The sequence below is a fragment of the Holdemania filiformis DSM 12042 genome (assembly GCF_000157995.1).
GTDB lineage: Bacteria > Bacillota_I > Bacilli_A > Erysipelotrichales > Erysipelotrichaceae > Holdemania > Holdemania filiformis.
The window spans coordinates 643774-661456 of the sequence record NZ_GG657561.1 but is presented as its reverse complement, the minus strand read 5'-3'; the positions used below and the strand labels follow the sequence as shown (position 1 = coordinate 661456).

The following is a 17683-nucleotide window of genomic DNA, read 5'->3' as shown; positions in this document are numbered from 1 at the left end:
CTCCCCGGTCAGTCTTCTAACTGAAGCCACAGATTTCCCGGCCTCACTGATCCATAAGCCGTGTAGGCGATCCGGGGACTGCGCGGACGGGTGATAATCAGCATTGACGTCAGATCGGCCTTGTTTAGAATCCCACGATCCAGCCGGATCAGCGGCTGACCTGTCTGAACACGCTGATCCGGAAACAACTTTTGAAATCCCTGTCCGTGAAAATTGACGGTATCCAGGCCGATGTGCACTAAGATCTCAGTACCTCTTTGTGTTCTGATTCCGATCGCATGCTTTGTATCCGGAAATAAAATTATTTCACCCTCGCAGGGCGAATAAATTGTATCATCGGACGGTTTCACCGCGATGCCGTCTCCCATCATTTTCGTGGAAAACACAGGATCCGCGACTTCCTCCAGCGGAAAAGATTCACCCGCACATATCGCATAAAATTCATCCTTCGTATTTCCCTGCCGTGTAAACAATTTGAACATGCTGCCTTCTTCCTCCTCCTTTCAAAATCATGGACTGCTTCTGCCGGGATAAAAAAACTCCTGCCAAAAACATCCACTGAAAGTGATGCCTCCACAGGAGTAACAATCTTCTTCATGTCTTTATCCTAAATCAAAATGAAAGCGTTGTCAATATAGATTTTGCCAAAACTAACCTTGAAGAATATGGAATTTCCATTCTTCCTTGATATGTCTGACTTTGAATCATTACAGTTCGATTCTCAGTTTTAAACGGTCTGCTAGTTCACCTTCAACCGGCTTTCATTCTTAGTGTTTTTTGTAAATAACGGCGGCTGTAGGCGATCGCCGCGCAAGCGTAAATTCCATATAGACCCGCAAAACACAGCGCAAAGATCCCGGCGATCTGAAACAAGATATTCTGCATTCCTGACGGGATTAGCTGATTGAGTTCAAAATTGGCAACCGGTGCGGCGCTCCCTAACAGAACGACGCTCATTAAAACCGGCAGTCCCAGATTGATCAAGATCTGCCGGTCCAGCCAGCAGTTCAGCGCCGTTTGACTTTTGCCCAGCGAACACAGGATATCAAGCGAGCGCGTCTGCCGCCGCAGCTTAAGAATCTGCGTTAAGGAAAGCATTGAGAAATAGAGCACCAGAAAGATCAGTCCGATGTTGATCTGTAAAAATCCCATCCAGCGCTGCGGCTGGGGATCATATATAACTAATCCCTCCGTAAATAACAACGTACCGAAACAAAACGCCGTGAAGGCGAAGATCAGGCACGCGCAGAATACCGAGTTCAGAATGATGTCCTTGTTGGCTGAGGCCGTAAACTCCGTCAGGGTAAGCAGCCGGTCTTTTTCCAGCAAAATAGCGGGACAATCCCGGCGCAGCCCGGAAGCGGCGGCGGCCAGATATTGATAAAACGCATAGATACTGATTAACAGGGGCACTGCGATGAACGCGATCGCGATCATGACGATTTCCTCTTTGCCGATGACCATCAAGATCAACAGGAACACATAAACGGACAGGCTGCCCCATAAGCGTCGCCGCCAATCTTTCTGTTTTTCAGGATCCGGCGGCAGAAGACAGCGGTGCTCCATAAACAGCTGACGGATCTGCAGGCGGGATAATTTCCGGTAAACAGGGTAAGCGGATAAGAGCTGAGCTAACAGAAACCAGACCGCCGTCTGAACTGTGCTAGTGCCCAGCTGTGGAAGGACTCCGGCAAAAGACATCTGTTCCGAAAAAAGAATTGCAGCCGCGCCGCAGCCCAAAAAGATGCCAATGCTGCAGCAAACGATGCCGATGCCGAAGAGTTCCAGAAGAAACAGCGAAATCAGGCGACTTTTCTCCATTCCCATTAAAAGGTAAACCGCCAGCTCCTGAGCCCGCTGCGCCACGATGAACCGGTTCAGCACGCCGACCAGAAGTACCAGAATCACCACGATCAACAGCGGCAGCGAAGCTGTCTGAAATCCGGCCTGCCGCTGTCCCACCGCCGCAACGCAATGAGCCACACACAACAGCGCTGCCAGAATGATCACCGTCATCACATAGACAAAATAATCGCCGGCACTGCGGCAGGCGTTGCGCCACGCTAATTTAAAAATCATTCTCCGCCGCCTTTCTTACCGCCCCCATCGCGTCCAGAATGCGGGTGAAAAACACCTGCTTGCTTAAACTTCCCCGCTCGATCACCTTTCGCAGCTGACCATCGTGCATCAACAGGATGCGGTCGCAATAGCTGGCGGATAAAACGTCGTGGGTCGCCATCAGAATCGTCGCGCCCTCCGCGCGCAGCATCGTCAACGTTTCCAGCAGCTGTTTCGCCGCCTGACTGTCCAGCGCCCCCGTCGGCTCGTCGGCCAGAATCAACGCAGGCTGCGTTGCGATCGCGCGGGCGCAGGCGCAGCGCTGCCGCTGTCCTCCGGAAACCTCGCAGGGAAAATGCTGCAGAATCTCAGAGATCCCCAGCTTGGCAGCCCAGTGCTCCACAATCCCTTTAATTTCTGCTTTCGGCGTTTGCTTGATCGTGAGCGCCAGCATCATATTTTCCCGGATTGTCAGCGTTTCCAGCAAATTGTATTCCTGAAATATGAATCCGAGATGATCCCGGCGGAAAGCCGCCAGATCTGCTTCCGATAATTCCGCCAGATCCTGCCCATCCAGCTCAATCGTTCCGCCGCTGGGCTTATCCATTGTTGCGATCAGATTCAATAACGTGGACTTTCCGCAGCCGGAAGCCCCCATTATTCCGACAAAGCTGCCTTTGTCCACCGTAAAGCTGACATCCCGCACGGCCTGCGTCAGCACGCCGTCGTTCTCATAAACCTTGGCCACATGCGCCAGCCGCAAGACCGGACAAGATAAGCTGGACTTGTCAGCCGGTGCCTGTTCGTCCCGACCCAGCCACCCGGCAATCACCTCCAGCAGCACCTGATCTGTTTTTTCCATTAAGTCTTCAGCGCGGATCCGCTCGCCTGAAAACAATTCGCTCAGCGTGATCCCCAACGCCTCGCTTAACGGCGTCAGCAACGCATAATCCGGCAGTGATTTCCCGGTTTCCCATTTCGACACCGCTTTATCGGTAATCCCCAAGATCTCGGCCAGCTGACTCTGTGTCCAGCCTTTCTCTTTCCGGCAGAGGGCGATGAAACCGCCGATTTTCATCTGATCCATAAATCTGACCTCGCTTTCCTCGTTTTCATTGTACCGCGAAGCGTCAAAAGGAACACCTACCCGCGGTAGAGTTGACCGGTCTTCGCCTGTTTTCAGCCTTCACCGCGTCGATTAGGGATAAAAACAATGGAATTTCTGACAAAAGCTGTCTTCTGATCCGAGATTTGCGGCCTCTGCGCAAGAAAACCGCTTTTGTCAAAAAGAAAGGAGAGCCTGCGCTCTCCTCTCACAAATTGAAAATCAGCTTATTTCTGAACTGCTTCGTCAACGACGATTTCGCCAGACTTGATCTTCGCTAACGCGTCTTCCATCGCCTTAACGATTTCATCAGACAGGTTCGGGTTTTCCTTCGGGAAGCCGATGCCGTCATTGCTTGCGTCAAAGACCATCGTTCCGCCCTGGAATGTGCCGTTCTTGACCTGTTCTGCGAAATAGTAAGCCGCTGTATCCACACGCTTCAGTGCAGAAGTCAGAACTGCGGATTTGCCGTCAGACATCAGACCTGCGTCATACTGGTCAGAGTCAACGCCGATCGCCCAAACGTCTTCACCAGCTTCACGGCGGTCCTTCGCTTCTTTAATCAGACCGTTGCCCGTTGCGCCCGCCGCATGGAAAATAACATACGCGCCGTCATTGTACTGCTTCTGAGCCAAGGTTGAGCCTTTGCCCGGATCGTCAAAGGCATTGGCATAGTCCGTCAGCACTTCGATCGCCGGATCGACGCTGGCAACACCCTGCTTATAGCCTGCTTCAAAACGTTCGATGATCGGGTTTTCAACGCCGCCGATAAATCCGACTTTCGTTTTGCCCGCTTCTTTTGCCTTCATGGCTGCGGCAACGCCGACCAAATAAGAAGGCTGCTGCTCTTTAAAGACTGCAGAAGCAACGTTTGGTTTGTCAACTTCCGTATCGATGATAACGAACTTCTGATCCGGATACAGATCGGCAACTTCTTTCATCGCATCTTCAAACAGGAAGCCCGGAGCTTCAATCAGATCTTTCTTCTGATCCGCGAAGGTGCTCAGGTTCGGGATGTAATCCGCGTCCGCCGAGGACTGCAGGTAGCCGTAGCATTCTTCGCTCATCTTGTTGTCTTCCGCGAATTTAACTACGCCTTCCCAAGTGCCCTGGTTGAAGGACTTGTCGTCGATACCGCCTAAGTCGGTAACTAATCCGATGGTAATCGTGCAGCCAGTGTTTTCACCGTCTGTGTTTGCGTCAGCGCTTGGTGTCGGTGTGGCAGTTCCTCCGCCATTGTTGGAACAGCCGGCAACCATCAGCAGCGCTAAAGCAAAGGTCAGCAATTTTTTCATTTTTCTTTCCCTCCATTGCTTTGTGCAAGCTATGCTTACAATATAATATTAGACTTTCAAAATGCCATTTGTCAACTTAACCCGGCGTTTTCTTCGGACAATTCCGACAAATGAAGAAAAAAACCAGATTTGATTCTGAAAATGATCAATTCTGGTTTCACATGTGATTTTTTAGTTTTCTTCCTCGTCGTCCTGAACGTCCGGTTTTTTGATGTAAACGTCTCTTGGCTTCGAGCCCTGAACCGGACCGATAATGCCGCGTTCTTCCAGAACGTCGATCAGCCGGGCCGCCCGGTTATATCCGATTCCGAACCTTCGCTGCAAGAGCGACGTCGACGCTTTCTGCGTTTCGATGACGTAGTCCTTCACTTCCTCGTACAACGGATCGTCCTGGGCGGAGACCACAGCCGTGCTCTCATTGTTATCGACGCCTTCCAGACGGATAAACGCGTCCTCATAGCGCGGCTTCATCTGCGCGGAAACGAAGTCGGTGATCCGCTTGACCTCCTCGTCGGTAACATAGACCCCCTGCAAGCGCACCGGACTCGGTTCGCCGATCGGGAAATAAAGCATATCGCCGTTGCCCAGCAGCCGTTCCGCCCCGACATGATCGAGAATCGTCCGGGAATCGATGCCGCTGGAAACGGAGAAGGCGATCCGGCTTGGAATGTTGGCCTTGATGATGCCGGTGATGACATCCGTCGATGGCCGCTGCGTCGCGACGATCAGATGAATGCCGGCGGCACGCGCCAGCTGCGTGATCCGCTGGATGCTCATTTCCACTTCCTTGCCGGCCACCGCCATCAAGTCCGCCAATTCGTCGATGATCACGACGATAAACGGCATCGGCTGCAGATTCGGCTGCGGTTCTTTGGCGATTTTCTCGTTGTAGCCGGCGATGTTGCGCACGCCGACCTGAGCGAAAACCTCGTAGCGGTTTTCCATCATCATGACGATAACCTTCAGCGCGCGGGCCGCTTCGGCGCCGTCGGAAATCACCGGACCGATCAGATGCGGGATCTCGCGGTAAGGCGTGAATTCCACCTTCTTCGGATCGACTAAAAGCAGCTTTACCTCATCCGGCGAAGTCCGCATCAACAGCGAGGTGATAATCGTATTCATACATACCGACTTGCCGCTGCCGGTCGCGCCGGCGATCAACAGATGCGGCATTTTGTCCAGCTGGCAGAAAATGCCTTTTCCCATTAAATCCTTGCCCAGCGCCAGAAGCAGCTTCTTGTCTTTTTTATCTTCCGGCAGCTGGCGCATCAGCTCCAGCATTTTGACCGGTGTTGTTTCGACGTTCGGAATTTCGATGCCGACGGCGTTGCGGCCGGGAATCGGTGCTTCAATCCGGATATCGCGGGCTGCCAGCTCCATTTTCAGATTATCAGAAATCGCGTTGATCTTCGATACCTTGACATTGGAATCCGGGCGGATTTCAAATTTAGTGACCGCCGGACCGATATGCGTCGCGACCAGCTGCGCGTTGATGCCGAAATTACCCAGCACCTCGATCAGCTTTTTGCCTTTGATCGACGCGGCGTTCTGGTTCAGCACCGAGCGTGACTTGGCCTGGATTTCATCGAGCATCGTTAAGGCCGGCAGCTTGTAGTTGACCGCTCCTGCACCGCTGCCCACGGATACCACCTTCGGCAGTTCCTCGGCAGCGGGTTTCTCTTTTTCCTCTTTTTTCTTTTCTTTCTTCACGACCGGTGACGGCAGTTCTTCTTCCGCTGCCGGTTCGTCGTCCGGAGTTAAGAAAATCGATTTCTTCTTCTTTTTGCCCAGCTCCACCGTACCGATCACCTTCCGCTCTTCCGCGGCCACTTCCAGCGAATCGCTTTCCGTTTCACGTTTTGAACGTTTCGGCTTCGGCTTTTTCTCACGATGTAAAGCTCCGGTGAGCGACTGCCACAGCGACACATAGACCTCGGTCTTGATCATCAGCAGCGCCGCCAGCGCCAGCAGCGCGAAAATCACCAGCACCGTGCCGGTGCGGGCAAACAACAACGAGCTGAGCGAATACAACAACGCGCCCAGCACGCCGCCCTGGGCTGCGACAGTCGAAGGCGAGCTGAAATGCTCGCCGGTATGGGAAAGATACTCGCTGAAAACCTTAAAACCGGTCAGCTGCGGATCCTGGGGGATGGCCGACCACAAAATCATCGCGACCAACACCGCGCCGATCGCGATCAGCGTCTTTACGGAGAAAACGGGAAACTTCTGTCCAAACAGGACAGCCAGCCCCCCGAGTAAACACAGCCCGTAGACGACTCCATAATACGTTCCGAACAAATACCGCGTGATCGTGGTCAGAAACTGACCGACGATGCCTAACTGCAGCGCCGCGATCAGCGTTACGGTGATCGCCGCCAACGCGATCACATAACGCAGGATTTCCGAATCCACGGTATTCTTATTGCTTTTTTTCTTCTTCTGCTTCGTTTTCGCCACGGATCATCATCTCCTATTCCGTGACATTGATTTCGACAATCGCCGGTAAAATCATCGGGCGCTTGCCGGTTTCCTTCAAAACATATTTCACGATCCGGTCTTTGGCTTCCATCCGCACCGCCATATTCTCATAGCGTTTTTCCTTGACGGCGTCCTCCACCGTGCGTTCGATGATATTGCCGATCTCCTTGACGATGTGATCGGCGTCCTTCAGATAGATCACGCCGCGGCTCTGCACATCCGGTCCGCCGATGACCTCTTTCGTTTTGTGATTGACGACGATGCCGACGATGATCGCGCCGTCCGTCGATAAAATCTCCCGGTCGCGCAGCACCATGCCGCTGACGTCGAGATTCTCGTTGCCGTCGATCAAAACATCTTCCAGCGTCAGCTGATCCGCCGTCGACTTGAGTACGCCGTCGACAAACTTGGCGATCTGCCCGTTGTCCAGCACGAGGATCTTATCCGCGTGATAGCCCATGTTCAGCGCGATGTTGGCGTTGGACACCAGTTGCCGGTATTCGCCCTTGATCGGCATGTAATAAGTCGGCTTAAACAGGTAAAGCATCATTTTCAGATCTTCGATCGACGCGTGCATGGAATACACCTTGCGCCGGTCCAGCGTCACGACGCGGACATTTTCCTTATACAGCTCGTTTTCCATATTCGTCGCTTCGCGTTCTGTACCCGGCACCACCGGCGAAGCGATGACGACGGTATCCTGGCCGTTCAGCCGCAGCATCGCGTCTTCGCCCAGCGCGACCTTGTGCATCCGCCGGAACACATGATCGCCGGATCCGGACACGATCACCACGACGTCTTTCAATTCGTTGGTAAACTTGGATTTCGGGATTTCCAGACCGATCGGCATGCGGTAATAGCCCATCTTTTCGACAGCCTTTAAAATCGCGCGCAGATCGTCGTCATAGAAAATAACCTTGCGGTTGTATTTGTTCGCCAGTTCGATAATCTCGATGATGCGGTATAAATTCTGATGATAGGTCGTAATGATAATCCGGCCTTCCGCATCTTCAAACGCCGGTTCGACAAACTCCGTGATCCGGTGATGCGGCGCCGAATGGCCTTCACGGTCCGCGCCCACCGACTCGGTCATCAACGCCAGCACGCCGCGCTTGCCCACCTCCGCCAAAGCGGTGATATCGCAGGAAAAGGCGTCGTTATGAATATCGTAGTCGACGATGTATTCACTCGTGTAGACGATCGCACCCTGCGGCGTTTCGATCGACAGGCCGAAACCGTCGGCGATCGACTGGGTCATGCCGAACGTGCGGATCGGAATGCCGGCGATCTTAAAGCTGGAATTGCGCTTGACGCGGTGCACGCGGATCTCACGCAGTCCTTCCTTTTTCAGCATTTCTTCGATCAGCATCGCGGTTAACGGCGTCGAATAGACCGGCGCTTTGACATGCCGGAGCAGATTCGGCAGCGCCGCCATGACGTCGTCGTGACCATGCGAAATGAAAATCGCCTGAATCCGGTGTTGGTTCTCAATTAAATATTTAAAGTCCGGAATGATCCGTTCGATCCCTAACTGATCGGTGGATTCCGGATATTTTAAGCCCGCTTCAATGACAAAAATGGATTCGCCGACTTCAACCACATACATGTTTTTGCCGTCTTCATCCAGCCCGCCTAAAGCGAACAGACGTACTTGATCCATGAAAATTCCTCCTATGATGTTTTCTTTATTATACCCTGTCCAACGTTCCCTGACAACCGCGCACAGCGCAGGAAAAACGCTTTCAATCGTTGAAAAGCGCTTGTCCAGGCGGTTTTGGTCAATCATGATACGGCCCAACAGGGATAGCTTCGTGGGTAAACTATATCATACCCCGGTCTGGATTTCAATCTTTTTCCATGAACGATCAGGTCCCGTTTCCCCCTGCGACGGCCGGCTCCGGAAAAAAACAAACAAAAAACCGCGGCGGATTTTCTTCAGGAAAATGCGGCTGCGGTTCTGAAATGGGACGTTAAGCGGTTTCCGGTTCCGGCTGCTCAACCTTTTCGCCGTTGAGCGACCAGGAATGAATTTCGGTGATCCGGACCTGAACGAGATCGCCCGGCTCGGCATGCTCAGCGGTGAAGTTGACCAGCTTGTTTGTCTCGCTGTAGCCGCTGTAAACCTGATCATTTTTCTTGGATGGTCCGTCGACCAGCACAGTCACGATCCGGCCCCGATACGGCTCGTTATTGCGATGGGCATAAAACGCGATCTTTTCATTGAGCTGCTGCAGGCGGCGGCTTTTGACCTCGGCCGGCACATTGTCCTGCATCCGCGCGGCCGGCGTGCCCTCGCGGGGAGAGTAGATGAACGTGAAGGCGCCGTCGTACTGGCATTCGTCGACCAGGCTCAGCGTCATCTCAAATTGTTCCTCCGTTTCGTTCGGGAAGCCGACGATGATGTCGGTGGTGAACGAGCATCCCGGAATCCGGTCTTTAATCTTATGGAACAGTGTTAAATACTCCTCACGGGTATAACGCCGCCCCATGATCTTAAGCATTTCGCTGCTGCCGGACTGCACCGGCAGATGAATTGCGGGCATGATGTTGTCATAGCTGGCGATCACGTCGATCATCTCATCTGTAAAATCCCATGGATGGCTGGTTGTAAAGCGCACCCGTTCGACGCCGATTTCCGCGGTATCGCGAAGCAGCTGGGCAAAACCGTAGCCGCTGGCGCGGTTCTTGCCATAGGCGTTGACGTTCTGGCCCAACAGCGTGATCTCCTTATAGCCCTGCGCTTTGAGTTCGCGCACCTCCGCCAGCACGTCTTCGGGATCACGCGAACGTTCTTTGCCGCGGGTATACGGCACGATGCAGTACGTGCAGAACTTGTCGCAGCCGTACATGATGTTGACCCACGCCTTATGCTTGCCAAAGCGGCGGACCGGCAGGTTTTCAATGACTTCGCCTTCCTTGGAGAAGATTTCGACCGTCCGCTCATGGCTCAGCATGGCCTGCGTCAACAGCTGCGGCAGACGATGCAGATTATGCGTACCGAAGATCAGATCGACCTGATGATATTTCTTCAGAATCAGATCGACGATGTCTTCTTCCTGCGCCATGCAGCCGCAGACCGCGAAGATCAGATCGGGATTTTCCCGCTTCATCCGCTTCAGCGCCCCCAGCTGACCGATGACCTTATCTTCAGCGTTTTTCCGCACCGCGCACGTGTTCAAGAGAATCAGATCGGCGTCCGTTTCCGCCGGCGCCGCCGTAAAGCCCATCGCTTCAAGAATACCGGCGATCGTCTCCGAATCGCGTTCATTCGCCTGACAACCATAGGTATGAATATAATAACGCCGGCCGACGCTCAGACTGCGCGCCTGCGGATCCAGGGCAAACAGTGAACGTTCGATCGCCGCTTCCTGCGGTGTCCGTATTTGCGCCGCCTTCAGCGACGGCAGCTTCCAGTCTTTTTTCATAGGCCTCTCCTTGTCTTTTTCATAACGCGTTTCATTATATCAAAAAGAAGGCTTTTTGTCGCCTTCTTTCTGTTGCTCTGCTTATTTCAGGATGGAATTACTGCGAAATGGCAGAAACTGGGCAGGTCGAAACGCAGGCACCGCAATCGATGCATGTTCCTTCGTCAACACCCGCTTTTCCATCGTCCTGTAATGCAATGGCTCCTACCGGGCAAACTCCTGCGCATGCGCCGCAGCCGATGCATGTATCTTTATCTACTTTTGCTGGCATTGTTTCATCCTCCTTTATGTTACCTATTATATCATGGTTGCTTTTTTTCAACAATAAGTTTTATCGCCGTTCTGGGCTGGCCGTCGATCACGATATCCATAAATGCCGGAACGCAGAACAGCTCCAGACCGATCGGCGCCACGAAGCCGCGCGCGATCGCGACCGCCTTGATCGCCTGGTTTATCGCGCCGGCGCCGATCGTATCGACTTCGACCCGATCGTTCTCTTTTAATAAGTTGGCTAGCGCGCCCGCGACCGAATTCGGATTGGATTTCGTTGATACTTTTAATATTTCCATAAAATACCCCTTTCTTCTAACAGGATATGTGAGAAAAAAGGGGTTTATGTTAAGGTCTGATCTGAATCCGTTCGATATGCGTAGCGCGGCCGGTAGTTTCGTCGATTTCCGCCCACACGCCGCATAACATCGCAGGTCCTTCCGCAACCGTATACCGGGTTTTGATCTGGTACAGCGTGCGTTCGATAACCTCCCGCTTATCGCGGCCGAGGATGCTGTCGAAAGCGCCGCACATGCCGGCGTCGCTGATGTACGCGCAGCCCCGCATCAGCTGCTCATCGGCGGTCTGAACGTGGGTGTGCGTGCCGACGATCATGACGCACCGGTCGGCGAACACCTGTGCAAACGTTTCCTTCTCGCCGGTGGTTTCGCCATGGAAATCCACGAACCACAGATCGGCCAAGGTCCGGTTCAGGATCTCGCTCATGCACTCAAACGGACTGCGCACGACGTTGTCCATGAACACCTCGCCGCACAGATTGACCATGCCGATCCGCTTCCCGTTGACCCTGGCGATGCGCACGCCCTCGCCCAGCTCAACCGGAGCCAGGTTGACCGGCCGGATCAGCCGGTCGGCTTCCTGAATAAACATTTTCAATTCACTTTTGGAAAACGTATGGTTGCCCATCGTAATGTAGTCAGCTCCGCAGCCCAACAGCTGATAATAAATCTTTTTGGTGATGCCTTTGCCATGGGCGGCATTCTCGCCGTTGACGATCGTCAGGTCCGGACAGATCTTTTCTTTTAAAGCAGGCAGGTGCTGCTGGAGCATCTGCCTGCCTGGGGAACCGACGATATCGCCGATAAATAAAATTCGCATTATTTCGCTAATTCGCTGGCGCGGGTTTCTCGAATGACGGTGACCTTGATCTGTCCAGGATAGGTCAGCTCGGCTTCGATCTTATCTTTAATATCGCGCGCTACGCGATGGCACGCCACGTCGTCGATCTTATCCGGAACGACCATGACGCGGATTTCGCGTCCGGCCTGAATCGCATACGTCTTGTCGACGCCTTCAAATCCGTTGGCGATCGCTTCCAGCTGTTCAAGCCGGTTGATATAGTTTTCAAAGCTTTCAAACCGGGCGCCCGGACGAGCTGCGCTCAACGCGTCCGCCGCGGCGACGAGATTGGAGATCAGCGTCGTCGGTTCAACTTCGCCGTGGTGCGAATGAATCGCGTTGATGACGACGGCGTTTTCACCGTGCTTCTTCGCGACCTTCACGCCCAGCTCGACATGGCTGCCGTCCATTTCGAAGTCCAGCGCCTTGCCGATATCGTGCAGTAAGCCTGCGCGCTTGGCCAGCGTCTGGTTCAAGCCCAGTTCCGCAGCCATCATGCCGGACAGGTAAGCCACTTCCATGCTGTGCTGCAGGACGTTCTGTCCATAGCTGTAACGGAACCGCAGGCGACCCAGCAGTCTGACCAGTTCTTTGTCGATCCGGCCGATCTGCAGCTTGAATACCGCATCCTCGCCGGTTTTCATAATCGTGTCGTTGAGTTCGTTGGTCACCTTGCGGACGACGTCCTCGATCCGGCCCGGCTGAATGCGGCCGTCGCGGATCAGCGTTTCCAACGCCTGCCGCGCGATTTCGCGGCGAATCGGATCGAAGCAGGATACCGTAATCGTTTCCGGCGTGTCGTCGATAATCAAATCGACGCCGGTCGCCTGTTCGATCGCCTTGATATTGCGTCCCTCGCGGCCGATGATCCGGCCCTTCATTTCCTCGGAAGGCAGACCGACGACGGAAACCGTCCGTTCAATCGTTTCTTCCTGAGCATAACGCTGTATCGCCAGCGCGATGATATTGCGGGCGGAATCCGAAGCTTTAGACCGTGCCTCATCTTCCCGTTCGCGGATATAAACGCTGACCTCTTTATCCATTTTCTTTTCGACGGCGTCCATCAATTCCTTTTTGGCGTCGTCGGCGCTCATCGATGCAATGCGTTCCAATTCGACAATCTGATTGTCGATCTTGGCCTGCAGCTGACTTTCCATCTTCTCCAGTACATTCAGTTTATCCGTGATCTGGCTGTTCTTGTTTTCAATCTGTTTTTCTTTCGCCGTTAAGGTTTCATCACGAAAATTCAGGTTATCTTCCCGACGCGTCAGTTTATTTTCTTTATCCTGAAGCTCTTGTTTTCTTTCCTTAACCTCTTTCTCAGCGGCCAGCTTCAGCTCGTACGCCTGCGTACGGCCGTCCAGCACAGCCTGTCGGACTAAGTTCTCAGATTTAATTTGTGCCTCTTCTAACAGCAATTTTGCCTTTTGCTGATCACGATTTAAGCCCAGCCGGGATGTGATCACCATGATGATGACACCGACAGCTAAACCCCCAATACCAGATAAAATGGACAAAACAAGTGAATTCATCATACCTTATTTCCTCCATTATCAGTTGTGTAGAGTTGTGACTCCTTTATAATAATACCTAATTTTAACCGTTTTCACAATAACAAAGCACGGTTTTTCCAGAATTTCTTTCTTTTTCATCCGCTTTTACATTCCTTTTCCGACGGTTTTATTCTTTAAAAAGGAAGCCCTTACACCCCAATCCACCCGCGCACGCCCGTAATGAAGCGTTTTTTTCAGCAAGACGAAAAAAAGAACAAGCCTAAGCTTGTTCTTCAGTCGGCGTTTCTTCCTCGTCGCCGTGAAAGAGTTTATGTTTGATTTTAGCGGTGATTTCCTCATCCAGCTGCGGATTGGCCTTTAAGAATGCCCGCACCGCTTCGCGGCCCTGCCCGATCTTCTCCCCATTATAGGAGTACCAGGCCCCACTCTTGTTGATGATTTCAAACGATTCGCCCAGGCTGACAACTTCGCCGATATGCGAAATCCCCTCGCCGTACATGATTTCGATCGCCGCGACCTTAAACGGCGGCGCGACCTTGTTTTTCACGACCTTGACGTTGACTTTGTTGCCGACGATTTCCGAACCATTTTTAATTGCTTCACTGCGGCGCACGTCCAAGCGCACTGAAGAATAGAACTTCAGGGCCCGGCCGCCCGGCGTCGTTTCCGGATTTCCGAACATGATGCCGACCTTTTCACGAAGCTGGTTGATAAAGATCGCGGTGCACTGGCTGCGGTTCATAACGCCGGCCAGCTTCCGCATGGCCTTCGACATCAAACGAGCCTGCAGACCAACCTGGGAATCGCCCATTTCGCCATCCAGCTCCGCCTGCGGAACTAAAGCCGCAACCGAGTCGATGACGATCAGGTCGATCGCTCCGCTCTTGATCAGCATTTCGGTGATTTCCAGCGCCTGTTCCCCGCTGTCCGGCTGGGATAAGATCAGATCGTCGATCTTGACGCCCAGATTCTTCGCGTACATCGGGTCGATCGCATTTTCCGCGTCGATAAACGCCGCGCGGCCGCCGGCTTTCTGGCACTCGGCGATCGCGTGCAGCGCCAGTGTCGTTTTACCAGAAGATTCCGGTCCGTAGATCTCGATAATCCGGCCTTTCGGATAGCCGCCGATGCCCAGCGCATAGTCGATCGCAATCGAACCGCTGCTGATGGCGTCGATGTCGACGTTGGCCCGGTCGCCCAGTTTCATAATAGATCCCTTGCCGTATTGCTTCTCGATCTGTTTGAGTGTGTCCTGGAGTAGTGCGTCTTTATTCTTCTCTTTTTCTGCCATAGCTGTCCCTCCGCTACTCTTTATATACGCAAATTTTTTAAAAATCCTCTTTATTTTACCAAATCTGTCGTAAAAATGTCGAACTTCGCTCCGCAACCCTCTGAACGATCTGTTCGCGCACTTCCTGGCGCGTCCCGGTTAACAGGTCGGTCGCCGTCCAGGTTTGACCGGGAACATGAATCGCCGTGCAGATCATCCCGGCCGGCTTATCCTCCATGACGTCCGGTCCGGCGTTGCCGGTAAAAGCCACCGCCATATCGCAGTCCATCAATAGCGCGCACTGCTCCGCCATCGCTTTGGCTGTCGGCTCGCTGATAACGCCGTACCGATCGATAATCGCCGGATCGACATGCACGACGTCGATCTTCATCGCCGTCCAATAGGTCACGACAGCCCCCTTAAAGAAAGCGGAAACGCCCGGCACTTCCGTCAGCTTACTGGCAAACAACCCGCCCGTACAGCTTTCGCAGCTGCACAGCGTCCAGCCCCGTTGACGAACCAGCGCCGCCAGTTCCCGCCATGCTACTTGCTTTCAAAAATGTACTCCTTCATCTGATTAAAGTAGGAAATTCCGCTGGCCAGCGACGTGAACGCCGCAAACCACAATAAGAAATCCGAAACCGGCAGACGATACAGCTCAAACGGCAGATTATTCAATAAAATCGTAATGATCGAAAGCATCTGCACGACGGTTTTCAGCTTACCGAGATATCCCGCCGCCATGACGACGCCGTTGCTTGAGGCAATCATGCGGATGCCGTCGACAATCGTGTCGCGGGCAACCATAATCAGCACCGGCACAACAGGAATCGTGCCCTGCGCCGCAAATAAAATATACATCGTCGTGACTAACAGCTTATCGGCGATCGGATCGGCAAATTTACCGAAGGTTGTGACCAGATTGTTCTTCCGTGCCAGATAGCCGTCCAGAAAGTCCGTAAAGCTGGCAACGCAGAACAGCACAAGCATGACGATATTCACTGCCGAAAGCGTTACGAAGCCAAACTGCAGCATAGGAATCTCAATTCCGAACTGAGAATAAGGAAAGATCGCGATCAAAATGATGACCGGAATCATGATGATCCGCATCACGGTTAAACGATTAGGTAAATTCATAGCTTATTCTCCTTTCAGAATAAAGTTGATCTTCTGACCGCTGGTTTTCGCCGCGATCCCGGCGTCCAGCGTCACCGCCTCGCCGTTGATCGTAATCGTGTTGTTTTTGACGATACCAAAGTGAATCGTAATTTTTAAATCCTGGGACGCCGTGCGGGTGATCTCCATCACATCGTTGGCGTGATAGGTTGTGCTCGCCGGATTGTCGGTCGCAACATCGTTTTCCAGCACCCGGATCCAAGTATCCTGCGCAAACGTAACGGCAATCGTAAAGCTTTCCTGCGCCTTCCATCCGCGCACCTCATACGTCGAAGGATCGTTGGCTGCCATCGTCACCGTCAGCGCGGACGGCTGGTCGATCACATCTGGCGTGTCCGCCGGTGTCTGCGAAGGCGTCGGCGTGACGTCGGCCGTCGGGAAGCTGTCCGGCTTCGGTTCCGATTTAAACCAGTTCGGCACCGTCTTAAACAGCACGACGCTCAAACAGACCAGCATCACCGCGATCACCGCTAATAAGGAAATCAGCGAGTAATCAATCTTTTTCTTCTCTTTTTTCAACGTGCCTGAAGCCTTGTTGATCTTCTTTTCAATATTCGACTGCATTTCTTCCCGGTCATGAATGGCTTTTAAGCTCATCGTTTCGGTGAACTGATCCAGATCCTGACTCAGCTGATCGCGCAGCGGATCAAAATCCAGATACAGCGCCTGGCAATAGAACCGGACAAAATACCGGACATAGGAAAGGTCATCCTTAAAGAACTCCAGATCCCCATCCTCCAGCGCTTTAAGCTGAGCGACGGAAATCCGCGTTTTATTGCTCATTTCCTCAAGAGTGTAGCCGAGTTCTTCCCGGCGTTTTTTCAATGTAGCACCAATTTCTTTCATTCTGCTGCACCTCTTTTTTCATATCAGAACAATTATATCAAGTGTTGTTCTAATTGTAAAACAAGAACTCGCTGAAAGCGGTCGACAAAGCGTCACGTTTGTCAAACCGAGGTGAATGGAATCGGCTTTTGTCGGACAAACTCACTATAACACAAAGATGAATTATTTTCAAGTTTAACCTTAATCGGTTTCCCTTCCGGAGAATCCGTAACTGAGTCCTCTTCATTCTCGATAAAGGACTTTCTGCATTCCAATTCCAGTATCAAGTTCAATTACTTTGCTTCCGCTGAAAACAAAATAAAAGGAGCTGATCGCTCAGCTCCCGGCCTTCTATCGTGTAAGCCATGTTCTGTTCCCGATCCCTGCGGACCGGGCGGCAACCATTTATCTCCGTCCTTGCGGACGGCTTCCGCGCCTTTCATTTCAGGTCTGGAAGTTCCCCTACCAAATTTGGGTTTCTCGCTTGCGGGGTTTATCGCGTTCCACTTTCCGGGTTTCCCCGGAAACTCCGTCACTGTGACACTGTTACAGACGTCCGCCATAGTTCAAACGAACCTTAGGGTTTCGTCAGCCGTCAGCCTTGCGGCTGCCCGGTCTTATTGATTGGGCCGGCGCAAACACTACAATCATCGCAGATTGTGCGAGCATGGACTTTCCTCTAGCTTTGGTCAAGCCAGCGATTGCCCGGATAGAAGACTAATCCATCTGTTTGTTTTTATAGACTTCCTGTTCCAGACGCGACAGCCGCTTCAGAATGTCAACCTGATTAAACGAGTTCTGACTCGCTTCTTCCATGACTTTCTGCCGACTTTCCAGTTCGATGATCCGGGCTTTCAGCGAAGCGTTGGCCCGTTCCTGAGCCATCAGCTTTTCACCCAGTTCGCCGATCTTGCGTTCGTAGATCTGATAATCCTGAATGACCGAATCCAGAAATTCGTCCACCTCCGCCGGGGAATACCCTTTGAAGTCAACGTGAAATTCTTTGTCCAGAATTGTCTGGGGATCTAAGTTCAGCTTGTTTTCCATCGTGTCACAACCTTCCGTCTTCCTTTATTTTCGCAGATCAGGGGTTAAAAAGCAAGTCATATCACAAAACGTTTTTTGAC

At 52.6% G+C, this 17683-nt stretch carries 16 protein-coding genes and 1 other RNA gene; all 17 read right to left on the bottom strand.

The features are described from left to right. Positions 1 to 8: 8 nt before the first annotated feature. The 17 genes from HOLDEFILI_RS15800 to HOLDEFILI_RS15725 all read right to left on the bottom strand — a co-directional run bounded on the left by HOLDEFILI_RS15800 (position 9) and on the right by HOLDEFILI_RS15725 (position 17603). On the bottom strand, positions 9 to 482 hold the full coding sequence (locus tag HOLDEFILI_RS15800; protein WP_006060865.1) for a PTS sugar transporter subunit IIA: 474 nt from the start codon (positions 480 to 482) through the stop codon (positions 9 to 11). A 268-nt stretch (positions 483 to 750) separates the two neighbouring features. Then, the gene (locus tag HOLDEFILI_RS15795) at positions 751 to 2079 is read right to left on the bottom strand and encodes an FtsX-like permease family protein (RefSeq protein WP_006060864.1); all 1329 of its coding nucleotides are present in this window, start codon (positions 2077 to 2079) and stop codon (positions 751 to 753) included. Then, positions 2069 to 3145, bottom strand: a complete 1077-nt coding sequence (locus tag HOLDEFILI_RS15790; protein ID WP_006060863.1) for an ATP-binding cassette domain-containing protein — start codon at positions 3143 to 3145, stop codon at positions 2069 to 2071. Before HOLDEFILI_RS15790 ends, HOLDEFILI_RS15795 begins: the two co-directional genes overlap by 11 nt. Positions 3146 to 3390: 245 nt before the next feature. Then, the gene (locus HOLDEFILI_RS15785) at positions 3391 to 4458 is read right to left on the bottom strand and encodes a BMP family ABC transporter substrate-binding protein (protein WP_006060861.1); all 1068 of its coding nucleotides are present in this window, start codon (positions 4456 to 4458) and stop codon (positions 3391 to 3393) included. A gap of 171 nt (positions 4459 to 4629) precedes the next feature. After that, positions 4630 to 6915: a DNA translocase FtsK gene (locus tag HOLDEFILI_RS15780; protein ID WP_006060860.1), complete on the bottom strand. Its 2286-nt coding sequence runs from the start codon at positions 6913 to 6915 to the stop codon at positions 4630 to 4632. A gap of 13 nt (positions 6916 to 6928) precedes the next feature. Further along, positions 6929 to 8596 carry a ribonuclease J gene (locus HOLDEFILI_RS15775; protein WP_039865164.1) on the bottom strand — a complete coding sequence of 556 codons (1668 nt, stop codon included), beginning with the start codon at positions 8594 to 8596 and terminating at the stop codon, positions 6929 to 6931. Positions 8597 to 8906: 310 nt separating this feature from the next. Beyond that, a complete protein-coding gene (gene miaB / locus HOLDEFILI_RS15770) occupies positions 8907 to 10361 on the bottom strand; it encodes a tRNA (N6-isopentenyl adenosine(37)-C2)-methylthiotransferase MiaB (protein WP_006060857.1) in 1455 nt (484 codons plus the stop codon). Positions 10362 to 10458: 97 nt separating this feature from the next. Beyond that, positions 10459 to 10632, bottom strand: a complete 174-nt coding sequence (locus HOLDEFILI_RS15765) for a 4Fe-4S binding protein (protein WP_006060856.1) — start codon at positions 10630 to 10632, stop codon at positions 10459 to 10461. A 31-nt stretch (positions 10633 to 10663) separates the two neighbouring features. Continuing rightward, on the bottom strand, positions 10664 to 10930 hold the full coding sequence (locus HOLDEFILI_RS15760; protein ID WP_006060855.1) for a stage V sporulation protein S: 267 nt from the start codon (positions 10928 to 10930) through the stop codon (positions 10664 to 10666). 49 nt (positions 10931 to 10979) lie between these two features. Continuing rightward, on the bottom strand, positions 10980 to 11750 hold the full coding sequence (locus HOLDEFILI_RS15755) for a TIGR00282 family metallophosphoesterase (RefSeq protein ID WP_006060854.1): 771 nt from the start codon (positions 11748 to 11750) through the stop codon (positions 10980 to 10982). Continuing rightward, complete coding sequence (gene rny / locus HOLDEFILI_RS15750; RefSeq protein ID WP_006060853.1) at positions 11750 to 13306, bottom strand: ribonuclease Y; 1557 nt, start codon at positions 13304 to 13306, stop codon at positions 11750 to 11752. Before rny ends, HOLDEFILI_RS15755 begins: the two co-directional genes overlap by 1 nt. 238 nt (positions 13307 to 13544) lie before the next feature. After that, a complete protein-coding gene (gene recA, locus HOLDEFILI_RS15745) occupies positions 13545 to 14576 on the bottom strand; it encodes a recombinase RecA (RefSeq protein ID WP_006060852.1) in 1032 nt (343 codons plus the stop codon). 55 nt (positions 14577 to 14631) lie between these two features. Next, the gene (locus HOLDEFILI_RS15740) at positions 14632 to 15054 is read right to left on the bottom strand and encodes a CinA family protein (RefSeq protein WP_244264343.1); all 423 of its coding nucleotides are present in this window, start codon (positions 15052 to 15054) and stop codon (positions 14632 to 14634) included. 44 nt (positions 15055 to 15098) lie between these two features. After that, positions 15099 to 15692: a CDP-diacylglycerol--glycerol-3-phosphate 3-phosphatidyltransferase gene (pgsA, locus tag HOLDEFILI_RS15735; RefSeq protein WP_039865162.1), complete on the bottom strand. Its 594-nt coding sequence runs from the start codon at positions 15690 to 15692 to the stop codon at positions 15099 to 15101. A 3-nt stretch (positions 15693 to 15695) separates the two neighbouring features. Then, positions 15696 to 16577: a helix-turn-helix domain-containing protein gene (locus HOLDEFILI_RS18590; protein ID WP_006060849.1), complete on the bottom strand. Its 882-nt coding sequence runs from the start codon at positions 16575 to 16577 to the stop codon at positions 15696 to 15698. Between the two features lie 333 nt (positions 16578 to 16910). After that, an RNA gene (rnpB, locus tag HOLDEFILI_RS19005) (RNase P RNA component class B) lies at positions 16911 to 17269 on the bottom strand. Between the two features lie 4 nt (positions 17270 to 17273). Further along, entirely contained in the window at positions 17274 to 17603 is a 330-nt protein-coding gene (locus tag HOLDEFILI_RS15725) for a DivIVA domain-containing protein (RefSeq protein WP_006060847.1), read from the bottom strand. Between the last annotated feature and the right edge of the window lie 80 nt (positions 17604 to 17683).